This window comes from Candidatus Saccharibacteria bacterium, assembly GCA_034521515.1.
Lineage (GTDB): Bacteria > Patescibacteriota > Saccharimonadia > Saccharimonadales > JAXHMH01 > JAXHMH01.
Map to the genome: position 1 here is coordinate 221,777 of JAXHMH010000002.1, position 24,337 is coordinate 246,113.

Here is a 24,337-nt window from a genome sequence, read left to right on the forward strand (position 1 = left end):
GATGATTTATCGATTTTTTGTATCCGCGAATAATGACTTCTTAACTTGTGCGAACACCTAGGTTTATGGTTCAATAAACAGTAGCGTTATTAACAGATAGAACAAAAATGTTTAAAAAACTGCTCAGCAACCTACCTTTTAATCCTAGCCTCATCGGTCAAGTATCTTTCTATGCCAAGCGACTACGCTCTGAAGAAAAATTACGCCGCGTAGGTATTAGTCTTGTCGCATTATCGGTAGTCATACAAATGTTTGCGGTCTTTATTCCGCCAGAACCAACCCTTGCTCAATCTGGCAACGATATCATTCGTGGCGGATTCAGCAACACCCATGAAGCAACGCTAATGTGTCTTGATTCGACTCGAGATTTCGGGGCGATATTAAATCATTTTGGTTTTAACTGTAATCATATAGGAAATGCCCAAACAGTGTCACTGAAATCTACCTCAGTAATAGATGGAAAAGAATTGTACTCAATGGGTCGACATGCCAGAGGCCCAATTGGACGTAGTAATAAAAACACTGATGAGCGTTCGGTTCGCATCAACAACGACACTTTCTATATAAGGCGCTTGGCCTCACTCGATACCTGGGCATCCTCAACCTACCCCGCACTTAGACTACAAAACAGCCAGGGTAAGGTTATGTACATAATTAAGGATTGTGGTAATCCGGTATTAATAGGAGTCCCGCCTCCGCCTCCTGAGGTTGTCGACAAAGGAGTTTGCGAAGTTACTTCATACCCTGCTTCTGTTAAAAGAGGCGAGCGTTTTAGTGCAACTGTACGGGTTAGTAATAGCGGGGATACAACGTGGGATCCTGAGGAAAACTATAGACTCGGCTCACAGAACCCTCAAGACAACTGGAACTGGGGAACCAACCGAATAGATTTACCAAGACGCGTTAGTCCAGGGTCGAGTCTTGATATTACCGAGTCGTTCACTGCACCAAGTTCGGCCGGCACTCATCAATTTTCATGGAAAATGATTCAGGAAGGTGTGCGCTGGTTTGGTGAGTCCTGCTCAAAGCCAATTGTCGTAACCGCACCCGAGCCGGAACCGGAGGAACCAGACGAGCCAGAACTAACTCAAGAGCCGGAGCCAAAAGACGTATGTCCAGAGCTACCTGACGCTCAAGATGATATCGCTAGTTGCCTCGAACTTGGAAAAACTGCCAGTAATATTACCCAAAACGTCGCAGACGCTAACAACACAACTGCCGCTGCTGGCGATGTAATTGAATATACCTTGCTCGTCACCAACGAGAGCACCAAAACTCTAAGCGACTTTGTTTTTGAAGAACCCCTTCATGATGTTCTAGAGTATGCCGATATTATTAAACAAGGTGACGCGGAGTTCGACGAGAACTACCAGACACTACGCTGGCCAGAAGCCGACATCGAACCGGGTGCAACCGAAGAAAAAGTCTTTCGTGTACGCATAAAGGATCCTATCCCTCAAACTCCAGTTTCTGTGTCCGACCCAAACTCCTATGATCTAGTTATGACGAACGTATTCCACGGTGTAACGATTAATATCCGTCTCCCTGGAGGGGTAGTAAAAACCACTGAACAGGTTGCAACAACGCTGCCAAATACCGGCCCTGGTACAAATCTAGCTGTAGCTTTCGGTATAACTGTTATCGTCTCTTACTTTTTTGCCCGCACTAGACTGATGTCTAAAGAGGTAGCCATAGTACGAACTGACTATGCAAGCAGTGGGAGTGCATCATGAGCGAACAATTGCACGAAAGACAGGAGCACTCCGGTGAGCACATTGATACCAGTGCCGAAACAAAAAAACTCAAGGAACAGCTTGAGGCTGCTTCTGAGCAAAAAAATAACGAAAAGCAACCTTCGACCGAAAAACTAGCTAAACAGGCTGAGAGCGAAGCGATTAGCGGCAAGGAGCGCACTATCGGCGAGCATAAAGAGTCGTCCGATACACCAATAGGTCAACAAAAAGATATTAAATATATGGCCTACAAGCGAACTCTGTCGCGAGTACAAAGTCAGCTTTCTGTGCCAGAAAAAACCTTTAGTAAGTTTATTCATAGGCCGACAATAGAAAAAGCAAGCGAGATAGGCTCCAAAACTGTCGCACGACCATCAGGCATCATGGGTGGCGGTGTGGCATCTTTGCTGGGTACCGGTTTTGTACTTTTTGTGGCAAAACGTTACGGTTTTGAATACAACTATATGTTGTTCGTTCTCTTGTTTGCCGCCGGATTCATTATCGGTATTGGATTTGAGTTAATAGTCAGGCTACTTGCAAGACAACGCAACCAGTAACCCTAAGCCTCGTCCTGATTATGAAAGTTGCCTTCCTTATCTATATATATCGTGCTGTCGTGATCGTGTTGCGCAGAATCGCCTGATAGCTTAATTTCACCACCGTCTTTTTTTGGAGTAGACTCGTCTTTTATGGAGCTTCTGATTTCGTTAGCAATTGTAGAGACTTCCTGTTTTTCAATCTCATCACTTGAAATGTTCTGAGTCGAAGTATCTGCAGCTTGCGGTTGGGGTTTTGGCTTAGCAGGTTTTGGCTGTGCTTGCGCTGGTGACTGCTGAGGCTGTTGTTGGGACGATTCCTTAGACATAGGTAGACTACTTTTTGCCGGCTGTATCTTCGGCGGAGAAGTGGTTTGTGTCGGTGCTGGTGTTGATGCGTTAGGTTTATTAGCACCCTGAGAAGCACCTGCCGGCGTTGCCGCTTTACGTTTTGCCAACCACTCATCCAGGAAAGAAGATCCCGATGCTGGCGGTTTCTGTGGTGTCGGACGACGTGGTTTTTGACCGAATGGCGACTGAGCAGCTGGCTGTCTTCCAGGTTGAGAACCAAACGCCGGCTTAGGCTCTTCTGTTGTGGCAAGTCGCTTAAATATCTCTTCTTCGGCCTTGGCTTTAGGTTTGCCATACTTAGCAGAAGACAGTTGTTTTAAGGCTTCTCCTAGCTGTGGGTTTGGCTTCCCCAGTGGTGGCAAAGTTGCCATACTAAACGGATGCGTTGGCACACCACCAACCAAAGTTCGGATTATGGTGTTGAAGTTCGGAACCCGTAATAGATCCTCCGCATCAAATGCCGGCTGGAAATACTTAGAGAGCAAATCGACGTCATTTTGTCCAACTCGGAACGAAACAATTGTACCCATGTTCCCAAAAACGGCGTCCCTGATTTCCTCGCTTAACTGAGTCGTGAACTGGTTCGCAACTACTAGGTTAAGGTGGTACTTTCTGGCTTCTGACATGATTGTGGCAAATGAATCAGTCGAAAAATTCTGGAACTCATCAACATATAAACAAAAGTCCTTTCGGTCGGCTTCCGGTATATTTGCTCGACTCATAGCTGCCGCTTGGAATTTCATAACAAACACCATCCCAAGCAATTTGGAGTTTAGCTCGCCAGTCCTACCTTTGGTAAGGTTAACGATTAGGATTTTTTTGTTATCCATAATTTCACGCAAGTCAAACGCACTTTTGGTTTGGCCAATAATGTTACGCATCATTTCATTACTTAAAAACGCACTAAACTTACTCACAAACCATCCCAGAATTTCGCTTTTATGATAATCACTGGTTTGAGCCATTTCTTTATTCCAAAAATCTAGCACAGTTTTATCTTTTACATGCTTGAGTTTTTGTTTGACGTACTGATTATCGGTAAATACTTTTGGTATATCAATAAAGGTGGAGCCGTCAGGATCACTCATAAGCGTCAGCGACGCATTACGAAACCAGTGTTCATAACGCGGCCCAATAATACCCTGGTGCAATGGATCATATAGCTTGTACAGCATGTTGATAGCCTCCTGGATAAGAAAGTCTTTTTGCTCCGGAGTATTAAATTCATACAGATTAAGTCCCATCGGATAATCCATATCAGCTGGGCAAAAATATACGACGTCTTCAGTGCGCTCCTTCGGAACCATAGACAGTAACCTTTCAGCGGTATCACCGTGCGGATCAATAAACGCAAATCCTTCACCACTCAACATATCCTGGAAAGCTAAATTTTCCAGAAATGTAGACTTACCTGTTCCGGTCTGACCAACAACATACATATGCCTTTGACGATCATTGAGGGCAAGCCTTATGGCTTTTTTGACACCCCTGAAAATATTGTAGCCAAGCAAGAAACCTTCATCCGATATATTACGCGGACCATCCACCTGTTTAGATGCTTGTCGCTGAAGTTGTGAGGTCGGAATATTCTTCTGATCCGGGAAATGAAATAAGGTAGCAAGTTCAACAGAGTTGAGGATGTTTTTATTACTCTCCTGCGGGAAAAACCTAAGAATATACGCGGTCACAAACCGTTCTATATCTTTAGCGGGCGTGTATTTAAAGCCGTTTTTACCTTGAGCATCAAACAGTGAAAAAGCAGCAACCACATTACTTAAAATTGACTGCGCCCTGTGAGACACATTAGAAGAAGCAACAACTCGTATCATTACCTCGTATCCGGGATAACGCGTCTTGTCATCTATTGAATCAAGCACGTTCTGATCTAAGCTAGAAAGATCTGGCTTATCCGAACCCTTTTCATCCCCTTTTTCGTCGGGTGGTTTAACGAACGCCATGAATAACTGTCGAAACCACCAAAATACACCATCGGAGCCCTTCTTGTTATCTTTACCTTTGCGTTTCTTGCCAGAAACACCACTGGCTTGTTTACGCCAACCAGGATCCGCAGGTCGTAGCAGAATTTGTATACCGGCACCATCATCTTTATCTAATGTTGATAGTGCATTCAGCAATGATTGCATTGCATCGCGTTTCAGATCTTGATAAGTAGCTATCGGATACGCAAAATGCTCTTTGAGCGTTAATTCACCACCTATAGTGCCAGTTATCTTGCCTACAGGACTAAAAATATTGTGTTCATCAACCTCCTCTAGCCTCGCAGACGGATACGCACTAACTACCGCTTGCTTAACAACATCTACCAACACAACCGGTACAGCTGCATAAAAATGCACAAAACCATGGCTCCCCACTATCTCAAAAGCAAGGTGTCGCTGACCATAAAATTTACTTTTTAGACCTTTTTGCAGCGTGCTTGCAATAATGTTGTAGAGTACTTGTGCTTTAGATATGTTCTCGTCCACAATATCGCGCACATCACGACCACCAGAGTCTTCATCGTCACTTTGAGGAGGCAACTGTATGAGCAGAGGAACCATCTTGAGCCCCCTCTCAAAGTTCTTTTGCTCCCGAAACGTCTTTCGTACCTGCCAATATACAAACGGTGCTGCAAGCAGACCAAGAACAAATAACGTTACTAGTAGAAATATAAATGTTGTCATAGTTTAGTCGTCAACCGGTTTTATCTCTTTGTTGTAGCGCTTCTTTAAGTAATCTGCTCGCACTTGATTCATCTGTTGGTTCTGTTTATATGGATCGTCTTTGGTGTGTTCAACAATCTCTTTTGCTTTATGAACCCATTCTTTTTCTATTAAGTCCACATCGTCAGCTATAGGAGGGGTTGATGGATCTGGTTGGTCATTGGCTGCGCTATTATCATTATCGCTAGCAGGATTTGTATGATCTGACGTGGGCTGAACCTGCGTGCCTTGTTGAGGCTGAGAAGATGGGGTTTGAGTAGAGGTAGTCTCAACTGATTGAGACATTTTTTGCTCATTAGGGGTATTAATCTGCTCAGCTGAACTGTCAAATTCCCCAGTTTGTGGCTTTGGTAACTCTGTTTGTGGGTATGATTCCCCTTGTTGCTCATTCATCTCTGTAATTATAACAAAGGAATTGAAAGTTCGTTACGATAGAAGGTCTGTTTTTTTAAAATAAAACGTTAAACCACCGAGTAACCCGAGTGTTATTAACAAATCTCTTACAGAAAGTTGTCCGATAGATTGCAAAATCAAAAGCAAAACCGGCAAAATTGCAGACACAATCGCCAGCCACCCCCTGAACTGGCGCGAAATATTTGGAAACCAGCGATATAAAATACTGCTAAATATCTGGTAGACGATGAAAAACACAAGCAAAAACGGCAGTATGAGCAATGGTAGTGGCACGTTATTTGGGTTTGAAAGGGTAATTATACCAAGTAGCATCACTACAGATCCGCCGAAGATTACGACTCGAAATTTAGAATTTCGCATATAGAAATAGTGTAGCCCAAGTCGAACAAATAAAATAGCACCAACGTATTGTTGGTGCCGGAAATAAGCGTGGAGCTAGGACGGTAAAACCGCTCGTTAAAAATACTATTTAGCGCTTACCGTCCGTAGCATGACTGACCGCTCCCATTACGAGAGCGATATCGGCATTGTAGCCGTAGGAATGTAAGTTTTTGTTTTAACCTACTGCATCGAATCTACTATTTTATGTACAAAAAGTCAAGCATTATTAGTAGTTGTATTTACAACTATACAGATATAAACTTAGTTATTATATAAAAATTTATATAATAATATTGTTGTTGTAATTACGTTATATATGAATAGATTTTAGTTACTCTGATGAAGTAATATAATTTTAAAGTTATTGAATTTATCATTACTTAGGCTGCACATATCAGCTTTTAAAAATACATTTAACAATGCACTGTAGCGTATACATTATTAGTAGTTTTGCCTGTCAAATTACCCAAAGTATGGCAACGTATAGCAACCAAACCCTCGATCTGTTCCGGCCTATTTAGGTCTCTTGCCTAGAATTAAGAAGTTATTGTTATGAGCACATTGCAGCTAAACTCGACTGTACCGCCCGTAATAAAACGTATTAATTAACAAACTAGCAACCTTAGAACCATAAATACCCTACAGTACCGTAATTTCCGTACCCTATATTAATAGCTAAACACGCAAAACCTAGCATATATAAAAAGCCCCAACGATAGTCGCCATTACGTATTAAAGCCGTGGGACGTTATGCGGGAACCGATAACCTATCGTAGACAACCTCGATAGCGCAAAACGGTAATTTAAATCTATTATATTACTTAATTTAATCTGCCTTTGAACTGACCTGCCATAACGATTCGTCTTGCCCTATTTATATTTAGATTGAGCCCTAATGACCAATCAAAATAGGTCAAATACATCTTATTTTTTAATCATCGACGACGGGAAGTTATACACAAGCTAAAAAATAAACCGTAAACGTGTTGACAGGCTCGTTTATGGTGGCTAATATAAGGTCAGCACTTGAATAAAAAAAGTGCTCAAAAACAAAAACGCAATCTGTAACAACGGCTTCTCGCAAGCCGTTGTTCAATATAAAACCAAGACCACCCACAAAAAACTTAAAACCAAAAACATAAAGCAGTCCCGGTTTAACGGGACTGCTTTTTTGTATATAATAGAATTAAGTAAACGAGGTGGGTGTATGAGCGCAACGGTTCAAAGCATTGCGATAGCGGGTGACGATTGTCCGGTTATTGATGTTGAGTGCAATATGTCTAATGGCTTGCCCAATTTGCTTATCGTCGGGTTTGCCAACAAGGCAGTTGAAGAAGCCCGTGAACGTGTCCGCAGCGCTTTTAGTAACTCTGACTTGGACATGCCAAAAAAACGAATAATTATCAATCTCGCGCCCGCCGATCTACCAAAAGAAAGCCCCAGCTTTGACGCAGCAATCGCCACCTCAATTTTACTGGCAAGTGGTCAAGTCAAGCAGCGACCTCCACAAAAGACACTTATTATGGGTGAGCTGGGTCTGGATGGAAGCATACGTCCGGTGCGTGGAATTATTGGCGCTATAATAAGCGGGAAGAAAAAAGGCTTCACCACTTTTTATATACCAAAAAAGAACCAACGGCAGGCCGCACTCATACCTGACATCACTGTTATCCCTGTTAACAGCCTCCGCGAAATATATCTCGATCTTACAAAAACCGTCCAGATTAGCCCTCTTATCCCGAAAGATTCGCACTATATCCATAAACAACAGGAGAGCGCGACTGATTTTTGCCACGTTGTGGGACAAGCCCGAGCAAAGCGCGCTCTAGAGATTGCTGCAGCCGGCGCACATAACATCCTTCTTAATGGCCCTCCCGGCACCGGTAAGAGTATGCTTGCCAAAGCAATTCCTAGCATTCTTGCCCCCTTAGAGCTTGACGAAATTTTAGAAATCACTCATTTACATAGTCTTGCAACCAAACAGTTCGATAAAATACTTACCAACCGCCCCTTCCGATCACCTCATCATAGTGCCAGCGAAATAGCCATTATTGGCGGCGGTCAGAAGCCACGGCCAGGCGAAATTAGCCTCAGCCACCGAGGTGTGCTGTTTTTTGATGAATTTCCAGAGTTTGATCGCAATGTTATTGAAGCTTTGCGTCAACCATTAGAAGACAAAACAATAACTGTGACTCGAGCTAAGGACAGCTTTACATTCCCGGCAGATTTTATACTCGTTGCTACTGCCAACCCTTGTCCTTGCGGCTATTACGGCACCGATAAAACTTGTAGCTGCATGCCTTCCCAAATTGTAAAATACCAGCGAAAACTCTCAGGGCCTATCATAGACAGAATCGACATGCATATAGATGTTGAGGAGGTGCAACACGAACATCTACTCAAAGATGGACGAGAAGAAAACAGCCAAACTATTAGGCAACGTGTCATAAAAGCTCGTAGCGCGCAACAAAAACGATTCTCTAACCCATCTAAAACCAACTCAACCCTTACAAATCAGGAAATTAAGCGTCACGCTCAACTTGACACTACGGCAGAAAAGCTACTAAATGACGCCGCCAAGCGACTAGATATATCACCTAGAAGCTATATGAGGCTTATAAAAGTGGCTCGAACCATTGCCGACCTTGACGATAGCAACAACGTAACCGTACCGCATATTAGCGAAGCCTTACAATATAGACGACAAACTACTCAATTATAGGTACATTTTTGTTGACCTCTGTTCTTTTATCTGTTAAAATCCTATTCAATCGGCTAAAGTTAATGCTTAAGGAGTTAGACCCATCGACAAGTTCACCCGCCTGAACGGAACAATTCGGGCACCACAACTGCGCGTCGTAGACGACGAAGGACAGCAGTTAGGCGTCATGTCACGCGAGGAGGCGCTACGAGCTGCAGAAGAACGAAGTCTTGACCTTGTCGAAATATCCCCTAACGCAAACCCGCCGGTTGCCAAGATAGTAGACTGGGGTAAGTTTAACTATCAACGAACTAAACAACTCCAAAAGAATAAGAAGAACGCCAAAGCTCCAGAAATGAAGCAAATGCGTTTTGGGCTAAAGATTGGCGAGCACGACCTAGGAGTGAAACTTAGAAAAGTCACTGACTTCTTAGAGTCTGGACACAAAGTTAAACTTACTGTGTTTTATCGCGGAAGAGAGTTGGCTCACAAAGATCTGGGGTTTAAACTCGCCGAGAAAATAATCTCTGATTACGGTGATATGATAATCGTTGACCAAAAACCCCAGCTAGCCGGCAAACAGTTACACTTTGTTATAAGGGGCAACCCGGCAGCCAAATCCATGAAGAAACCTCAACCAAAAGAGGAAACTGACAATAAGTCCATAACATCGATAAAGGGATTAGATAAACTAGAACGTTCGGGAGGACAAGATGCCAAAGCAGAAAACGCATAGTGGTACAAAAGCAAGAATACGTGTAACCAAGAACGGCAAAGTTATGCGTCGCCACTCAACCGGAAACCACTTTCTACAGAAGAAGAGTGCCGCTAGAAAACGTCGTTTTGCTGGCGTAGAGCAACTTATCGGCACACAAGCCAAGAATATTAAGAAAAGACTGGGAGTTTAGAAGATGCGCGTTAAAAGAGGCGTTACTACAAACCGTAAGCATAAAAAGATCCGCCAAGCAACAAAGGGCATGTCACGTACAAACCGCGTAAGTGTTCGTCGCGGTAAACAAGCTATTACCCGCTCATTGCATAACGCTTACCGAGATCGCCGTAATCGCAAACGTACTTTCCGTCAATTATGGAATATACGCATTAACGCAGCTGCACGAGAGAACAGCACAACCTACAGCCGGTTAATCGCCGGTATGAAAAAGGCTGACGTGAACATCGACCGCAAGATGTTAGCTGAGCTTGCTGTAAACGAGCCTAAAGCTTTCACTGAAGTCGTCAAAACGGCACAGAAGTAATCTTCCGCCCTTAAAATATTTAAAAAACCGCTCAACAGGGAGCGGTTTTTTAAGTGTCAGCCCAGTAGTAGACTTTTGAGTTAGCGCGCTTTCGATGCAAACCTATTAGATTTCAGTTTTGCTGAAATCCTTCTCAAAAGCTCACTACTGGGTCAGATTATCTATAAGCCGGGTTCTGTTCACCCCGCACCTTTTCGTGGCGACTTATCAATCTGGTTGCAGACTGTTTCGCCCAGAAAAGGTGCGGGGGAGCCAATCATCTATCTAGCTCTAGGATTGTTCCTAGAATCGAGCGGATCTTATGATGCATCTTCGGCGGGGAACCGTATGAAGACACACCTCCTTGCAGCAGACAGGGTTTACCATTTTCCATCGTCACCGACAGGAACTGTGGGCTCTTACCCCACTCGTTTCACCTTTACCCCGCACCACTTCAAGGTGCTAAACAATCTGGTTGCAAACTGTATCGCCCTGAAGTGGTGCGGGGTAGTTTCGTTTCTGTGGCACTTTCCCTAGGGTTGCCCCCGGTCGCCGTTAGCGACTGTCTTCCCCTTCGCTGCCCGGACTTTCCTCCCCCTCACCAGCTTTCAGGAGAACAAGCCTTGGCTTGCTTCTGCCTGGAAAGTGGTGAGGGGGCGATCGGCCGATAGTCTGACCTTTTTATTATATCATCTACTTCTTAGATTCAGCGTCGAGAACCTCATTCACTTCAGAATCTGCTAACTTATTTAGCTTACGAGGTACATGTGTAAAAGTAACGCTTTTAAACTGTTCAACCAGCTTTTTTATCGCTTCGTGAATTGGCCATAAGTCCCGGTTTTTAACCTTAAAAATACCCTTCATCTGATTAACAACAAGCATGCTGTCCATATAGGCGTCAATTTCTTGAGCCCCAAGTTTTAGCGCTTCTTCAAGCCCCAGTTTAAGAGACTGATATTCCGCTTGATTGTTGGTAGTTATGCCAAGATATTCACCACTTTTCTTTATGACCGTATCGTCTAAATCAAGTAGTACATAACCGGATGCTGATGGGCCAGGATTCCCGCGAGAACCACCATCAGAATACATTTTTATGTGCTTATGCGTCTTGGGTTTACTGGAACTTTTTTTGCCCCCATCAGCCACCAAGTCAATGGCTTTGGCTAGACTTTTATCTTTATCTGTCACCTTACCTTCGGCCTCGTGGGTACTAAGCCAAATTTTCACCTTATTCCACTCATTCTCCCATCTTGGATGGTGTTGCTGTTTTTCTGCCTCTTCTGCTACCGCCTGCATAAAACTAAAAGCTTCGTTAAAATCTTTAAACTTAAACTCTTTATATAGCTGGTTGTTTGTTTCTTGCCATTTCATCTACCTACATTCTAACAGATTACTGACTGACAGAAGCTACGTTCTGCAACAAGCAGCATGTCCTTACGTTTAAGACGATTTAGTTACAACTGTCTGCTAAAATACAGGGGTAATCTATATCGGGGTGTGGCCCCGCCTGTCTGTCTGACAAGACGGGCTGGGTAGTTGGTAGCGCGTACGGCTGGGGTGAGCACTGCCAGTGGCAGTGTGCAAGTAAATCTTCTCTTGGAAATTTATTTCCAAAGACGAAGTTTCGGGGTCGCTGGAGGCGACCGTAAGGGTTTCACGGCCTTTTATAGTTTAAGTTATACTAGCATTTGTTGTCGGGGTGTGGCGCAGTTGGTAGCGCGTACGGCTGGGGGCCGTGAGGTCGCAGGTTCAAGTCCTGTCACCCCGACCACGTCAGAAATAACTACAACCTCGCCTGAAATTTTGGCAATCAAGTGACCAAAATTTGGCGAGATTTTTGTTTTTCTTCCTCTTCCGATTCACGAATCCTCTCGTGAATCGGGGCGGAAACCATATCCAGGTTTTTCCTGGGCTTTTTCTATTGGTGACTGATTTGAACCTGCGTCGCCAGGTTAGTCAGGCGCGGAAGCCCTGGCGCTCTGTCCTGTCACTCAACCATATAAACAGCCTGTAATAGAAAAACGTCCAAATCTTGCTGTTTGGACGTTTTTCTTATGAGCTGAGGCCAGTATGACAACCTGGTAGTAATCCCCAGGTGGGTACCCGCACGATGCCACCACGGTGACACACGAATATTGAGTTCCCTAATGATAAGTAATCAGATTATCATTTCGCTGGCGTTCTCAGCCGTAAGCTCCATTATAAATTACCTACGCGCCGAGTAAAAGCCTATAAATCGTATCGATCCACGTACCCAAAAGCGGCGCGATATACGGAAAGCCCAGGAAAAAGAATATAAAAAATCCGAATAGCCCGAATGACTCAATCTGAGTCATAAATTTTTGCACTGGTTCTGGCGCAACGGCGTACAATGCTCTCGACCCATCAAGTGGTGGAAACGGAATCATATTAAATACAAAGAAACCGATGTTTACGATAATAAATGTCAGAAGTCCCATCAATAATATCTCTGGCAGCATCGGCCCAACAGCACGAAAGATAAACGCCGCAGCTATAGCAAGCACCAGATTCGTCAATGGTCCTGCTATAGCAACCAGTGCTGCGCCATACTCTTCAAATCGTACTCGAAACGGGTTAAATGGAACTGGCTTAGCCGCACCTAAAACCGGCGCACCCATCAACGCTAAAAGTACTGGCATGCCAATTGTTAAAAACGGATCTATATGCTTGAGCGGATTTAGGGTTAATCTACCCTGTAAATAAGCCGTGTCATCACCCAGCCAATGTGCTGTAAATGCGTGCATTGCTTCATGCAATGTCAATGAAACCAGTATTGTGCCAATAATAACGGCTATGCCAGCCGGACTGCTAATAAATTCAACCATACCATGACAGTATACCAACCGTTGACTTATAAGAGAAAAACAGATACAATTGCCAATCGAATATTCCGTTATTGAAACGAACGGGCAACAAAGGAACAGAAGGATAAACCCATGCAACGATGTGAATTAACCGGTAAAGGTAAGCAGTTTGGTCATAACGTTAGCTTTTCGCAACGTCATACCAAGAAAGTCTGGAAACCAAATCTCCAAACTAAGACTGTTGAAGTTGATGGCAAAAAAGTCAAAATGAAGCTTAGTACTCAAGCTATCAGAACACTAAAGAAACAAGGTGTCATAGCAAAATAGTAAAAGCCCTAGAAACCTAGGGCTTTTTAAATTATTGCTTACTGTATAGAGTAACTATCGTCGATTTAATACAGCAAGCTGCACAGTATCTGTAAACTCACTGGTTTTCAGCTTTAGAGTGTCGACTGGCTCATTAGGCTCCATAGAAAGGCCTTTAATAGCTTCTTCAAGCTCAACTTGAGGTACTGGGTAGTCTATTGCTTTATCAGCATAATGGGTAGGTATTACAAGCTTAGGGCTAATTTTTTTAATAACTTTAACAGCACCAATAGGATCAAGTGTATAGCCAGCACCCCCGACCGGCACAATAGCAACATCTACCGTACCCAGCGTTTCTAATTGATCTTCACTCAAATCAGGGTGTACATGCCCAACAACCGCAATTCTTATATCGCCGATGATTATTTTGTATATGGTTGCATTGCGTTGACCTTCTTCGTCAATGTGCGCTCGCGCAGCAATGCCCCGAATAGAGACACCTGATGCTTCGTATTCACCGGGGGTATCAATCTCTAACTTCGCCACTTTACTAGGTGCATGAACAGTAGTGAACAATGCAATATCATCTGATTTGGTAACGCTTTTTAAGCCCAGCTCTGCGAGATTATCATCAACGATGACCGATGATTTTTTAGTTGATAAGCGAACACAGTTTGCACCATAATATTGAATATCCATGTTAATTTACTCCTTACTTTTTTTGCTTTTAGGTTCTTTAGGTGTAAGCATGTTGTGTCTATCTAGTACAACCTGGTGCTTTGACCCTAGTAGGGTTGTTAAAAATCTATCATTTATTTGCCGACGGTATTGGAATTCACTTTTTGGCATAACGGTATAGTTCAGTTCCTTGCCTTCTTTGTTTTCAAGTTCGGCTATAAACTTGTTGAGTTTCGTTTGATTTACATCACCAACTAATAGCAAATCCACACCACTCAACTGATCACGCGTAAATTGCCCTGTGTATATTACCAAATCAACGTTCCCAAGTGTCTTATATGCCTGAGCCTCATCGCTTTCTTCAGGCTTGTCTTCATTGACTACACCATCATTACTGCCACCAAAAATTTTAGACAACGACTTATGGTGCTCGAAATCTTGGTTTACCTCATAATAAAGCCGATTGTTGTTAGTATCCGAAGATATGATGCCGATGCTTAACAGATTAGAAAGCTCGCGGCGTACAGAGTTTATTTGTTCGTCGATTTTGCGAGTAATTTCCCGTACATAGAATGACCGATTTGGATTACTATAAAAAAGCTGCAACAGCTTTACCCGTGTCTTTGACCCAAACAATTGCTCAATCATGTGTTCATTGTAACAGACAATGATTGGCTTATGCAGGTGTTTTGTTCAAAAACGTTGTGACAATATCTACACCAGAACTGGGGTCGTGTATCCAGTGAATACTTTTGTTACGCTTGAACCATGTGTTCTGCCGCTTGGCTAGTTGGAGGGTATCTTTTACGATTCTCATCTTGGTATCCGCCAAACTTTGGTTGTCGCAAAAGTACTCACGCCACTCCTGGTACCCAATTCCCTTCAGAGCCTCGCACTCCCAGCCGTATTTTTTGGACAACTCCCTCACCTCTGGCTCAAGCCCTGCTTCAATCATCGCATCAACGCGGGCTGTTATTCTTTTTCGGAGCATTTCATGGGGCAATTTTACGCCAAGTATCAGCGTGTTCGATCGTATGTCGTGTCTTGTTGGTTTTGCACCGCCGGTCTCTAGCAGACGTATCAAGCGACGTTTATTTTGGGTGTCGATTCCATCAGTGTCTAAGCCTTTGGATTCTATGCGTCTTAGCAATTCCTTAAGGCTAAGAGCATTGAGCTCTTGCCGAGCCTCCCTGTCGCCTTCTGGTAAAAAGCCGTAGTCAAAAAGAACGCCATCTACATATAGCCCTGTACCGCCTACCATAATTGGCAGTTTACCCCTGGATCCTATGTCTTCAATAGCCTCGAGTGCTAAATCTTTAAACACTGCTGCAGTAAAGTCATCGCACGGATTCACAATATCTAGTAAGTGATGTTTGACTTGTGACTGCTCTTCTTGGCTTGGCTTGGCGGTACCAATGTTCACTTCTCGCCTCACAGTCCAGGAATCTGCTGCGATGATTTCGCCACCAAACTTCTTGGCGAGTTCAATAGCCAGCGCCGACTTACCGCTGGCAGTAGGCCCGACAATTACAACAAGTGGTAATTTGGAGGTTGGAGGTTGGAGGATGGAGGATGGATTTTTGCTATCTTGTTGCTTAGGTCTCCATAAAAGCCTTTCTACATCCACCCGGTAATTTTCATCAACTGCAATACCCTCAGCTTCAAGCACCTGCTTATGCCCAGATTTGCCACCCGGATAACCATTGGCCAGACCGCCACTCTTGTTGACCACCCGCTGCCATGGCAAATCCGGATTGCCAAAGTGCGCAATACCGCCGACAATCCTAGCTGCCCGGGCATTCCCAGCCAGTGCCGCAATCTGCCCGTATGTCATCACCCGCCCTTTAGGAATCTCCGCAACAAGCGCCTCCACCCGCTCCTTGAAGTCAGACACCGAAATACTCCGCCACTTCCTTCCAATCGGCAACACGCTCTACGCCAGGATGAAGTTCTTTACCCCTGCTCCAACCCCAGTCACCAAATAACAAGGCTTTCACACCGACTTCTGCTGCCAAGTTACAGTGCTCAGGGCTATCGTCTATAAGGTAGCCGGCACCTATCTCCTTGCAAATATGAGCTTTTGTAACCTTTCGGTCGGAATCGCTCCATAAACTTACAAAGTGAACATCGGCAAAGATGTCTGCAGCGTACTTCCCAAGCATCTGATTGGTAATATCCACGAACTCAGCAGTACGTGAAGTAACAATCTCAAGTTGATATCGACTTTTTAGCTTCTCGAGTATGGCTACATCTTCTCGTAGGATCGACTGGTTCGCCTTATGGCTACTGGTCAAAAATTCCTTAAACAGAGTGTACGGATCTTCGCCCGTGTCCCCCCACAGCCTTTCATAGTATCCCCAATAATCACCGGGCTTTTTGAAGTCGTCGTAGGTAAGGTTTAAGCCAATCCTCTCCTTTGAGAAAGCAATAATAGCGTCCACCTCCGAACATAAAACTTCGTCAGCATCTACTGCGATGATTTCTCTCATAACGATGTCTTAGTGACGCGGGATTTGGCTTCGTTAGCTACGGTCTTGAGGAACTCGTTGCTACCGTGTGAACCATGATTCTCGTGAACTGCAAGGTCTTTACGTATTCGAGGAGTTACTTCGTCAGACTCAATCTCTTTCTCGCCAACCACAATGGTATACGGCACTTTCCACATTTCAGCGTCTCTTATTTTTTTGCCAACTGATTCGTTGCTGTTATCTACCGTTAGTCGCAGGCCGAGTTCACGCGCCTCATCCGCCAGCTTAGCGGCATACGCCACAGTCGCATCTTCTTGATTAACTGTAATAACCCGAACTTGTTCTGGGGAAAGCCAAACCGGGAACTTACCGGCAAAGTGTTCTATAAGCAGCATAATAAACCGTTCGAATGATCCCAGGATAGCCCTATGAATCAGCACGGGCGGCTTCTCGCTGCCATCGGCATCTGCGTAAGTTAGCTCAAAGCGTTTTGGCATCGCAAAGTCTAGCTGTACGGTGGCCAACTGCGTTTCACGCCCCAAAGCGTCGGTAAACATAAAATCTAGTTTTGGCCCGTAAATAGCCGCTTCACCTTCCATTCGTTTAGCCTTTAAGCCAAGTTTTTCAGAAACTGCCTCTAGCATGTCCTCCGCCTTATCCCAATCAGCAGGCTCACCGATGTATTTTTCTGGAGCGATGCCGTCACGAACTGACAGTGAAACCCAATGTTTACCCCACAATCCAAGCCGTTCATAAAACTCTTGAATAATGTTTGCCAGCGTAGTCGCCTCTTCTTCAATTTGATCTACAGTACAGAACGTATGACCGTCGTCTACCGTAAAACCGCGTGTACGCTGCAAACCACCGAGCTGGCCGGGCTTTTCGTCCCGATATTGCATGGTCTGTTCTATGTAGCGGATTGGTAAATCACGGTAACTTCGTGGTCGTGCAGCATAAATCTGCGTATGATGCGGACAATTAACCGGCTTGAGTACAAATTCTTGCTGATAATGACTCTCTACCCTAAACAGCTCTTCCTCAAACTTCTCGGCATGTCCAGATAATTTATATAGGTCTAGCTTAGCAAGGTGCGGTATAGACACCTGCTGCATATCATACTGGCGGCTAATGTCTTTAAGCGCACTCTTGAGCTCCTCAATTAACACCGTGCCGCGCGGTGAATAAAGTGGCAAACCCGGCCCGACAAGCTCAGAAAAGGAAAACAAGTCGAGTTCTTGGCCAAGCTTACGATGATCGCGCTTTTTAGCCTCTTCTAACATGTTGAGGTGCTGACGGAGCTCCTTTTCGGTTGCAAACGCCACGCCGTACAGCCTCTGCATTTGCGGGTTACCTTCTTTACCGCGCCAATAAGCACCGGCTACGCGCATGAGTTTAAATGCCCCTACCTTGCCGGTTGATTCGACATGCGGGCCACGGCAAAGATCGGTAAAGTCACCGTTACGGTAGAATCCCACCTCGTCTACTTTGCTATCACTATCTGTAATAGTACCGAGTTCTTCGACTTCTAGGTCTTTCGCTACGGTCGTTCCAGACCTCTTAAGATCGTTGAGCAGTTCTTCTTTATACGGTTGCTTGGCCTCTTTTGCCCATGCAACAGCCTCATCAATAGGTTTTGTGAACTGTTCAAATACCTGGTTATCCTTAATAGTTGCGCGCATTTCGGCTTCGATGCGCTCAAAATCATCCTCTGAGATAGTGATGTCACCAAGGTCAATATCGTAATAAAAGCCATGTTCTACCACTGGGCCAACACCAAATTTAGCCTCTGGCCAAAGTTTTTGAACAGCACTGGCCATAATATGTGCTAAAGAATGCCGCATGGCATGTAATTTATCCTGGTCGCCTGTATTCTCGCTCATTGTATGTATAATACCACCACTGATTAACAGAGGAAAATAAAAAAGGGTCGAATAGCCTCGCAACTCTATTCGACCCTGCCCACTCCTACTAAAAGGATGTTTCAAAACACCTACTTAAAACTTCGCCTGCTGGCATCGGTCATTTAAATACCGTGAGATAAGCATACCATACTAGCATTATGATACTAGTACTTTTATATTGTTATTATTACACCTACCCTGTGGATTTACTTTTTATCTGTTTTTCTGTATGATTTACCCTGTTATACAGGGAATAGATCTATAAGTTACCCCCTCCCTATAACGACGGTAGCTCGGACGATTAGCTCATTTGGCTCACAGCAAAGCTGTAAAGAAGAAATGCCGCCAGACGTCTTAGCCAAATAGCAGCTAATTTATTTTCAAAGACGGGTTGAGCGTACATTTAAGGTATTGTTTTGGTGAGGGCGATTAGCTCATTTGGCTAGAGCGCCACATTGACGTTGTGGAGGTGATAGGTTCGAATCCTATATCGCCCACCAGATTAAAATCCGGTCTTTGCGACCGGTTTTTGATTTGGTAAGTGCTATCTAGCTGAGAACCGTTCGGCGTAGCCGAGGTTCGGTGGAGTGCAGCGAAGAATAGAAAGCACCGAAGGTATTTTCTATTCGAACAAACGGAAAAGGACGTTTGTCCGCTATCCTATATCGCCCACCAGATTAAAATCCGGTCTTTGCGACCGGTTTTTTGTTATGTGTAGTGCTCGTATAGTAAATCGATCAATTAATTATTATCCTAGGTAGGTTTCTGTAATCCGGTTTAAGTACCGAATATTATGGATAGACACCAGGCTGCCGGCCAAACTTTCCTTAACCTTAAACTGGTGGCGTAAGAACCCACGACTATAACCATAAGCGCACGTCGCACAATCACAACCCTCCTCAATCGGCCTATTATCATCAATAAATTGCGCGTTAGTTAAATGCATCTTCTCATCCCTCGCCCCAAAAACCTTGCCACAACGACTGCATGCGAGTACAGCGCTAGGAGAAACCGAAGCACAGACTGAGCCGTACTTAGGGTACGGTGAAGGAGTACTGGGGGTTTCGACACCGCGATGTACCGCAACCGGCTTCGGCGCAGGCGGCTCCGCCGTCTGGCAGGAAGCCGGGGTGCAGCCGTTGTGGACCCAGGCAGTGCCATGACGAGCATTCCGTGTAGCCAATACGCAGTCAACCATGTCAATCCCACACTCAATAGCAAACCTAAAATCTGTCGGATCACCAACCCCCATCAGATAGTGAGGTCGTGATTTGTCATACAGTGGCGCCAAAAATTCTAGCATCTCGTGCATATCCTTGCGCGACTCGCCAACCGATAAGCCGCCAATTGCGATGCCGTCTACAGGCAGTGACTGTACAAACTCCAGGCTTTTTTGGCGCAATTGCTTATCTAGCCCTCCTTGTGCTATTCCAAACAACAGAGGTCGCTCACCGGGTTTTAAGTCTTTTGTTTGCCTCTGGAACTCTGCAAGCGATCGCTCCAGCCAGCGATGAGTCCTATCAAAAGCCTCTTTAGTACGTAGCCTAGCCGTATCATCCAGCCCAGTCACATCATCAAAAGCCATGATAATATCTGCCCCTAGCTCAAGTTGTATCTGAATCGCCTTCTCTGGAGACAGGAAAACATTATCACCGGACTTAGGATCCTTAAACGATACGCCATCTTCGGTAGTCTTGGTAATATGAGCCAGTGAAAACACCTGAAACCCACCAGAATCAGTCAAAATCGGACCGTCCCACCGCGTAAACTCATGCAACCCACCAAGCTTCTTAACAGTTTTTTCGCCTGGTTGCAGGTGTAGATGATACGCATTGCCCAAAATGATTTGAGCCCCTGTTTCACGAACTTGCTGTGGCGATAAACCTTTTACAGCACCACGGGTTCCGACCGGCATAAAAACAGGGGTATATATATCACCAGCGCGTGTTTTCAGAGTGCCACGACGTGCATAAGTGCCGAGCATTGAGCTCGTAAAAAAACCGTCTTTGGAATTATTCATCCCTGTTATTGTAGCACCTCGGTAACCGGCACACTTAGCTAGATGCTTGACAAGTTGTGAATTGTGCCATATATTACCGTTCGTTAAACGGGAGGCACTCATACTTTGAGTACCAATTCGAGTTCGCTCGAGGGGTTTAAGTTGTTCTACGAAGAACTGACCTCAGCGAAATCAACAAGTCGTATACGACGCGTCCGACCTGCTCTTGCTAACAAGTAAGCTGCGTAGGACGTCAAAGCCCCTGGCACATGAGAGAGTCAGGGGCTTTTTTATGCCAAAAAATAAGTTGCCCACAGTAATATATAGTTTTCCACTGGTATTTTTTACTGCCATATGTCAATATGTTGACATGGTTTACGATGTTATGCATAATTCTCAATTACCAATTTTCATCTATAAACTATTTAAAAATTTCCATCTTTCAGGTCTTTAAAAGGGTAAATGGAAATTAATTGGTAAATGGTAAATGACCGATGTTAAGTGCCAAATGCCCAATGTTAAATAAAGCTCTGGGGGTTAAATGATTTGCATCTATTGCTTAGGAGAAACTAGAGTTGTTAACTCGCGACATCAAAAACGGCCTAACACAGTCTGGCGTCGACGCCACTGCCAGCAATGCGGTACGGTTTTTACCTCAATTGAAGAGGCCGACCTGTCTGCCAGTATCGTTGTACGCAAACCAGAAGCTAAAACAAACGATTTAGAGCCGTTCTCACGAGATAAACTAATGCTGAGTATCTATGACAGCCTAAAGCACCGCAAAACCGCCCTGAAGGATGCTCAGAGCCTTACGCGCACTATTATTAACCAGATACACAACCATACTCATGAGGCTTGTGTTGATACTTACGTGATTGTCGAGGTTAGTCTTAAGGTTTTACAAAGGTTTGATAAGATAGCCGCCACGCATTATGCTGCCTTCCACCCAGAGAAGAGGGTGTAGGGTGAAGGGTGCAGGGTATAGGGTGTAGGGGCTAGATTTAGGAGCTTACTTATCACTAACACCTAGCCTATCTGTACTAGGTACTTTGTACTCCGCACTCACCTAGGTGATTTTTTGTTTGTCGTCGCGTATTGTGGTTTTTTCAGTGACGTCAAACTTGCCGATATACCAACCAAACATCAACCTGGTCTGTGAATACAATGCCGCCATGGAATGATAAACGATAGTTGTTAGCGGCAGTAAAACCCACTGGGCTACCATAAAAATCGAGCGGTGCCGTTTATAGCGTTCGGGCTTTGGCGGCAATATCTTGAGGCTGAGTAACATAGCTATAAAAATTCCGACCATCGCAATAGTGTGTATTTGCCTGGTAATCATCGGTAGCTGGTTGGCAGCGAAATTATCAGGGTTAAGCAGTAACGGAATAAAGGCGGCAAACGCCAAAATTAATGGTGCGGTGGCCCAGCTAAGATGCCCTTCTAACAGGCGCAAAAATTTCTGGATCAAGTTCCAGCGCGGTATTTTGTTCTTGCGGAAGAAACCCATCTCTAGCACATAAGCAATGTCTGAGGCTCCCCACGCCCAGCGTCGTAATTGTATAAACTGTGCCTTGAGTGTTTTGACATAAGTCTTTGCCATAACAGCGTCTTGGTATACCGGCAGATAGATCGGATACACCTCGTGATTGCCGTCATAACGGAAGTAAGTGCGCCAAAATTGGTGGCCATCCTCTACGATTGTACGGACACTCCAGTAGTCAGTATCAATAAGTGTTTGCAGACTTTGCGCATGGCTAGAGAAGTTTCGTAACATGTGCGGCCGCAAGCTCAGTACAACATTCCAAAACGTATTTCCGGTTGCGATAATACGCATTGGTGCCGGTGCATCCCAAATATTATTAGTAAACATCGGAATTGGTTGAAACGAAATATATAGCGGATCGGGTGTCACAGCATATACATAGCTAAGAGTGCTTAGATACTTTGGATGTGGTCTGTTATCTGCATCTAACGTTGTCACAATTACATTAAGTGGGTCTAGCTTCTCTTGCCGTATATACTTCTCTAATTCACGTCCAGCAAAAGTGATATTACCTCCCTTCCCGATAACTTCACCGGGTATATCCTTGGGATGTTTTACGGCAAAAGCATGCCTGAAATACTTTTTGTACTCTCGCATAAGTGATTCTGCCTGTTCTTCTACTTCAGAACCGCCGCGCTCTTCGTATGCCAGCACAAGGATAACTTGGCTTACATCATAATCTGAAGCCAGCACAGATTGGATGGTTGGCTCCAGCACGTCACGGCTTTCGTTATAAGTGGCGATGATAATGGCGTGAACAATCTCGTTGGGATCAATTGGGTTTGGCCGTTCCTGAATACGCTTAACATTCTCGTAGTGCCACGCCGGGATCTGTTTATCTGGCTGGTCTACGCTGCCTCCACGTAGATCCTGTAACATCTGAGTCCACGGCAAAATCTGATGACGTTTTAACGCTTTATAACCCTGTATGGAACGTACATTTAATCCTATTGCCTTAGCTAACCACATCAACAAATAAGCCAATACGAAAAACACTGTAATCGTTGGATTTATAAGACTCAAAACAAACGGAAGAGCCAGCACAGACCAAGTTAGTATCCCTGGCAGCATTTCAAGCAAACGATAACGTTTACCTCGCTCATGCACATATGGAATCTCAAAATGTTTCACGGTTTTATCCTTTATTAAACAATTAGCAGTGCGTTACTCACGATGAGAGACAGAATTAGCAGTAACGTACCAAGCCCCAGCACCACCAAAGCAAAATGTCGACGGATATGATACGCCCTGTAGCTTAAATAACTGTGAAATGCCGCCACAAAAGTGGAAAAAACCATAAAACTCATTATGCCGATGACAGAGCCTGTTTTAAATGCGTTTAACCCAAGGTTTGAGCGGTACTGAATAATCTGTCCGCTGCTGGCAAAGTCTAGCCTCAGCAATACGAGCACAATCGTCAAAAGCGCTAAGAATATATTAACGCTGAGCAATAATAAGATTAGTCGATCGTGAAAGTATTTTTTTGCAGCCATTTCGTATAAGTGTAAAGCTAAACTTGAAAAGTTAAAAGTTATCTTAGAAGTAATTGAGTGGCGAGTGCTTAGCGACTAGTGCCTAGTGCGCCGGCTGGTTTACCATGAGCCTGTCGAATCGGTTTACCATGGCGTGCGTAGCGAGTCGAATGGTTCACCATGAGCTTGTCGAATGGTGCGAGATACGGGAATCGAACCCGTGTCTCCTGCTTGGGAAGCAGATATACTACCATTATACTAATCTCGCTTGGAGCCGGAGATGGGGCTCGAACCCACGACTTGCTATTTACGAAACAGCTACTCTACCAGCTGAGTTACTCCGGCGCACTAGAAGATAATAACCGACCTTCTATCACCCTCCTACTCAATTTCCTATGTTTTCTGCCATTGCCCATGTTCAACGCTGCGTAGGTTGCAGAGATAGCATCACAGTTTGGACAGATTAACCGCAAATTACCCTCTGTATTATTCCTCCAGTTACCGTCAATGTGATCAGCAACTAAAGGAGTTTGTCCTGTTTTAACATTCAACTCCGCCCAACCACATAGACAACACTGGTTATTAAACTTAATCCGTAGATACCGCTTAACATACCTAGACACCACTCCGTGTGCTTGCATGCCAGAAACCTTTCCTTTAAGCCATCTGCTTATGTAGAGGGTGTATCTGTAGTCTGCCTGACACTGATTACTACAATATTTATAGTTTGGGCGTGCAGTCTCACGTTTACACGCAATACAAGCTAGTCTTGGTTTTCTTGGCATTGGCATGAAGACAATTATATTGATAAAACGACCTGCGTCAATATCGCTGCTGCTCGTAAGTTAGTGATGCGTCGTACAAATGGCTGTTTGCTTTTTACCTCTGTAACTGCTATCATCATTTTTGTCATTTTGGTTTAGTGACCACCAAGCGCTCACAACCGTTGCGTTTGGATGCAGAGCCTCGGTGATCGTTTGTCTGAACCAGTTTTTCAAACCAAGGAGTCGGCTTTGCCGGCTCGACTGTTTGAAAAACTGAGAGGAAGAAGCGACCAGAGGATGAAGG

The 24,337-nt window shown here is 44.5% G+C and carries 21 protein-coding genes, 4 tRNA genes and 1 other RNA gene; 10 read left to right on the top strand and 16 right to left on the bottom strand.

Features of this window, described 5'->3' with window-relative positions; genetic code table 11:
* Positions 1-107 precede the first annotated feature (107 nt).
* Together U5K77_01055 and U5K77_01060 are read left to right on the top strand one after the other, a co-directional pair.
* Positions 108-1,733: an NBR1-Ig-like domain-containing protein gene (locus U5K77_01055; GenBank protein ID MDZ7744334.1), complete on the top strand. Its 1,626-nt coding sequence runs from the start codon at positions 108-110 to the stop codon at positions 1,731-1,733.
* Positions 1,730-2,290 (top strand): hypothetical protein, encoded by a 561-nt coding sequence (locus U5K77_01060; GenBank protein MDZ7744335.1) that lies wholly within the window; start codon positions 1,730-1,732, stop codon positions 2,288-2,290. Before U5K77_01055 ends, U5K77_01060 begins: the two co-directional genes overlap by 4 nt.
* A gap of 2 nt (positions 2,291-2,292) precedes the next feature.
* On the opposite strand, the gene U5K77_01065 is transcribed toward U5K77_01060, so the two are convergent.
* From U5K77_01065 to U5K77_01075, 3 genes are read right to left on the bottom strand one after another with little or no spacing between them, the layout of a single operon-like run.
* Positions 2,293-5,304 (bottom strand): DUF87 domain-containing protein, encoded by a 3,012-nt coding sequence (locus U5K77_01065; GenBank protein ID MDZ7744336.1) that lies wholly within the window; start codon positions 5,302-5,304, stop codon positions 2,293-2,295.
* Between the two features lie 3 nt (positions 5,305-5,307).
* Complete coding sequence (locus U5K77_01070) at positions 5,308-5,736, bottom strand: hypothetical protein (GenBank protein MDZ7744337.1); 429 nt, start codon at positions 5,734-5,736, stop codon at positions 5,308-5,310.
* Between the two features lie 33 nt (positions 5,737-5,769).
* A complete protein-coding gene (locus tag U5K77_01075) occupies positions 5,770-6,117 on the bottom strand; it encodes a hypothetical protein (GenBank protein ID MDZ7744338.1) in 348 nt (115 codons plus the stop codon).
* 1,228 nt (positions 6,118-7,345) lie between these two features.
* Between U5K77_01075 and U5K77_01080 the strand changes: the two genes are divergently transcribed.
* The 4 genes from U5K77_01080 (at position 7,346) to rplT (ending at position 10,095) form a co-directional block, all read left to right on the top strand.
* Positions 7,346-8,860, top strand: a complete 1,515-nt coding sequence (locus tag U5K77_01080) for a YifB family Mg chelatase-like AAA ATPase (protein MDZ7744339.1) — start codon at positions 7,346-7,348, stop codon at positions 8,858-8,860.
* A gap of 100 nt (positions 8,861-8,960) precedes the next feature.
* Positions 8,961-9,575, top strand: a complete 615-nt coding sequence (infC, locus tag U5K77_01085) for a translation initiation factor IF-3 (protein ID MDZ7744340.1) — start codon at positions 8,961-8,963, stop codon at positions 9,573-9,575.
* Positions 9,553-9,747, top strand: a complete 195-nt coding sequence (rpmI, locus tag U5K77_01090; GenBank protein ID MDZ7744341.1) for a 50S ribosomal protein L35 — start codon at positions 9,553-9,555, stop codon at positions 9,745-9,747. The genes infC and rpmI overlap by 23 nt, the downstream gene beginning before the upstream one ends.
* Positions 9,748-9,750: 3 nt before the next feature.
* Positions 9,751-10,095, top strand: a complete 345-nt coding sequence (gene rplT, locus U5K77_01095; GenBank protein MDZ7744342.1) for a 50S ribosomal protein L20 — start codon at positions 9,751-9,753, stop codon at positions 10,093-10,095.
* Between the two features lie 148 nt (positions 10,096-10,243).
* On the opposite strand, the gene rnpB is transcribed toward rplT, so the two are convergent.
* Together rnpB and U5K77_01105 are read right to left on the bottom strand one after the other, a co-directional pair.
* Positions 10,244-10,750, bottom strand: an RNA gene (rnpB, locus tag U5K77_01100) — RNase P RNA component class A.
* A 17-nt stretch (positions 10,751-10,767) separates the two neighbouring features.
* On the bottom strand, positions 10,768-11,445 hold the full coding sequence (locus U5K77_01105; GenBank protein ID MDZ7744343.1) for a 4a-hydroxytetrahydrobiopterin dehydratase: 678 nt from the start codon (positions 11,443-11,445) through the stop codon (positions 10,768-10,770).
* A gap of 324 nt (positions 11,446-11,769) precedes the next feature.
* Between U5K77_01105 and U5K77_01110 the strand changes: the two genes are divergently transcribed.
* Positions 11,770-11,845, top strand: a tRNA-Pro gene (locus U5K77_01110).
* Between the two features lie 439 nt (positions 11,846-12,284).
* On the opposite strand, the gene U5K77_01115 is transcribed toward U5K77_01110, so the two are convergent.
* Positions 12,285-12,920 (bottom strand): site-2 protease family protein, encoded by a 636-nt coding sequence (locus U5K77_01115; protein MDZ7744344.1) that lies wholly within the window; start codon positions 12,918-12,920, stop codon positions 12,285-12,287.
* Positions 12,921-13,031: 111 nt separating this feature from the next.
* On the opposite strand from U5K77_01115, the gene rpmB reads away from it, so the two are divergent.
* A complete protein-coding gene (gene rpmB / locus U5K77_01120; GenBank protein ID MDZ7744345.1) occupies positions 13,032-13,226 on the top strand; it encodes a 50S ribosomal protein L28 in 195 nt (64 codons plus the stop codon).
* Positions 13,227-13,280: 54 nt separating this feature from the next.
* On the opposite strand, the gene U5K77_01125 is transcribed toward rpmB, so the two are convergent.
* The 5 genes from U5K77_01125 to thrS are packed head-to-tail and all read right to left on the bottom strand — an operon-like array spanning position 13,281 to position 18,231.
* Positions 13,281-13,904 (bottom strand): MBL fold metallo-hydrolase, encoded by a 624-nt coding sequence (locus tag U5K77_01125; GenBank protein ID MDZ7744346.1) that lies wholly within the window; start codon positions 13,902-13,904, stop codon positions 13,281-13,283.
* Positions 13,905-13,910: 6 nt separating this feature from the next.
* Complete coding sequence (locus tag U5K77_01130; protein MDZ7744347.1) at positions 13,911-14,531, bottom strand: transcriptional regulator; 621 nt, start codon at positions 14,529-14,531, stop codon at positions 13,911-13,913.
* A gap of 28 nt (positions 14,532-14,559) precedes the next feature.
* On the bottom strand, positions 14,560-15,777 hold the full coding sequence (gene miaA / locus U5K77_01135) for a tRNA (adenosine(37)-N6)-dimethylallyltransferase MiaA (protein MDZ7744348.1): 1,218 nt from the start codon (positions 15,775-15,777) through the stop codon (positions 14,560-14,562).
* Entirely contained in the window at positions 15,770-16,372 is a 603-nt protein-coding gene (locus tag U5K77_01140; protein MDZ7744349.1) for a hypothetical protein, read from the bottom strand. Before U5K77_01140 ends, miaA begins: the two co-directional genes overlap by 8 nt.
* The gene (gene thrS, locus U5K77_01145) at positions 16,369-18,231 is read right to left on the bottom strand and encodes a threonine--tRNA ligase (protein ID MDZ7744350.1); all 1,863 of its coding nucleotides are present in this window, start codon (positions 18,229-18,231) and stop codon (positions 16,369-16,371) included. The genes U5K77_01140 and thrS overlap by 4 nt, the downstream gene beginning before the upstream one ends.
* 444 nt (positions 18,232-18,675) lie before the next feature.
* Between thrS and U5K77_01150 the strand changes: the two genes are divergently transcribed.
* Positions 18,676-18,752, top strand: a tRNA-Val gene (locus U5K77_01150).
* Positions 18,753-19,000: 248 nt separating this feature from the next.
* On the opposite strand, the gene tgt is transcribed toward U5K77_01150, so the two are convergent.
* Positions 19,001-20,272 (bottom strand): tRNA guanosine(34) transglycosylase Tgt, encoded by a 1,272-nt coding sequence (gene tgt, locus U5K77_01155; protein ID MDZ7744351.1) that lies wholly within the window; start codon positions 20,270-20,272, stop codon positions 19,001-19,003.
* Between the two features lie 520 nt (positions 20,273-20,792).
* Here tgt and U5K77_01160 point away from each other — a divergent pair.
* Complete coding sequence (locus U5K77_01160) at positions 20,793-21,215, top strand: hypothetical protein (GenBank protein ID MDZ7744352.1); 423 nt, start codon at positions 20,793-20,795, stop codon at positions 21,213-21,215.
* A gap of 102 nt (positions 21,216-21,317) precedes the next feature.
* Here the strand turns inward: U5K77_01160 and U5K77_01165 are convergent, their stop codons facing one another.
* The 4 genes from U5K77_01165 to U5K77_01180 form a co-directional block, all read right to left on the bottom strand.
* The gene (locus U5K77_01165) at positions 21,318-22,928 is read right to left on the bottom strand and encodes a glycosyltransferase family 2 protein (GenBank protein ID MDZ7744353.1); all 1,611 of its coding nucleotides are present in this window, start codon (positions 22,926-22,928) and stop codon (positions 21,318-21,320) included.
* A 14-nt stretch (positions 22,929-22,942) separates the two neighbouring features.
* On the bottom strand, positions 22,943-23,290 hold the full coding sequence (locus U5K77_01170; protein MDZ7744354.1) for a hypothetical protein: 348 nt from the start codon (positions 23,288-23,290) through the stop codon (positions 22,943-22,945).
* Between the two features lie 173 nt (positions 23,291-23,463).
* A tRNA-Gly gene (locus tag U5K77_01175) sits at positions 23,464-23,537 on the bottom strand.
* Between the two features lies 1 nt (position 23,538).
* Positions 23,539-23,614 (bottom strand) — tRNA-Thr (locus U5K77_01180).
* Positions 23,615-24,337 lie beyond the last annotated feature (723 nt).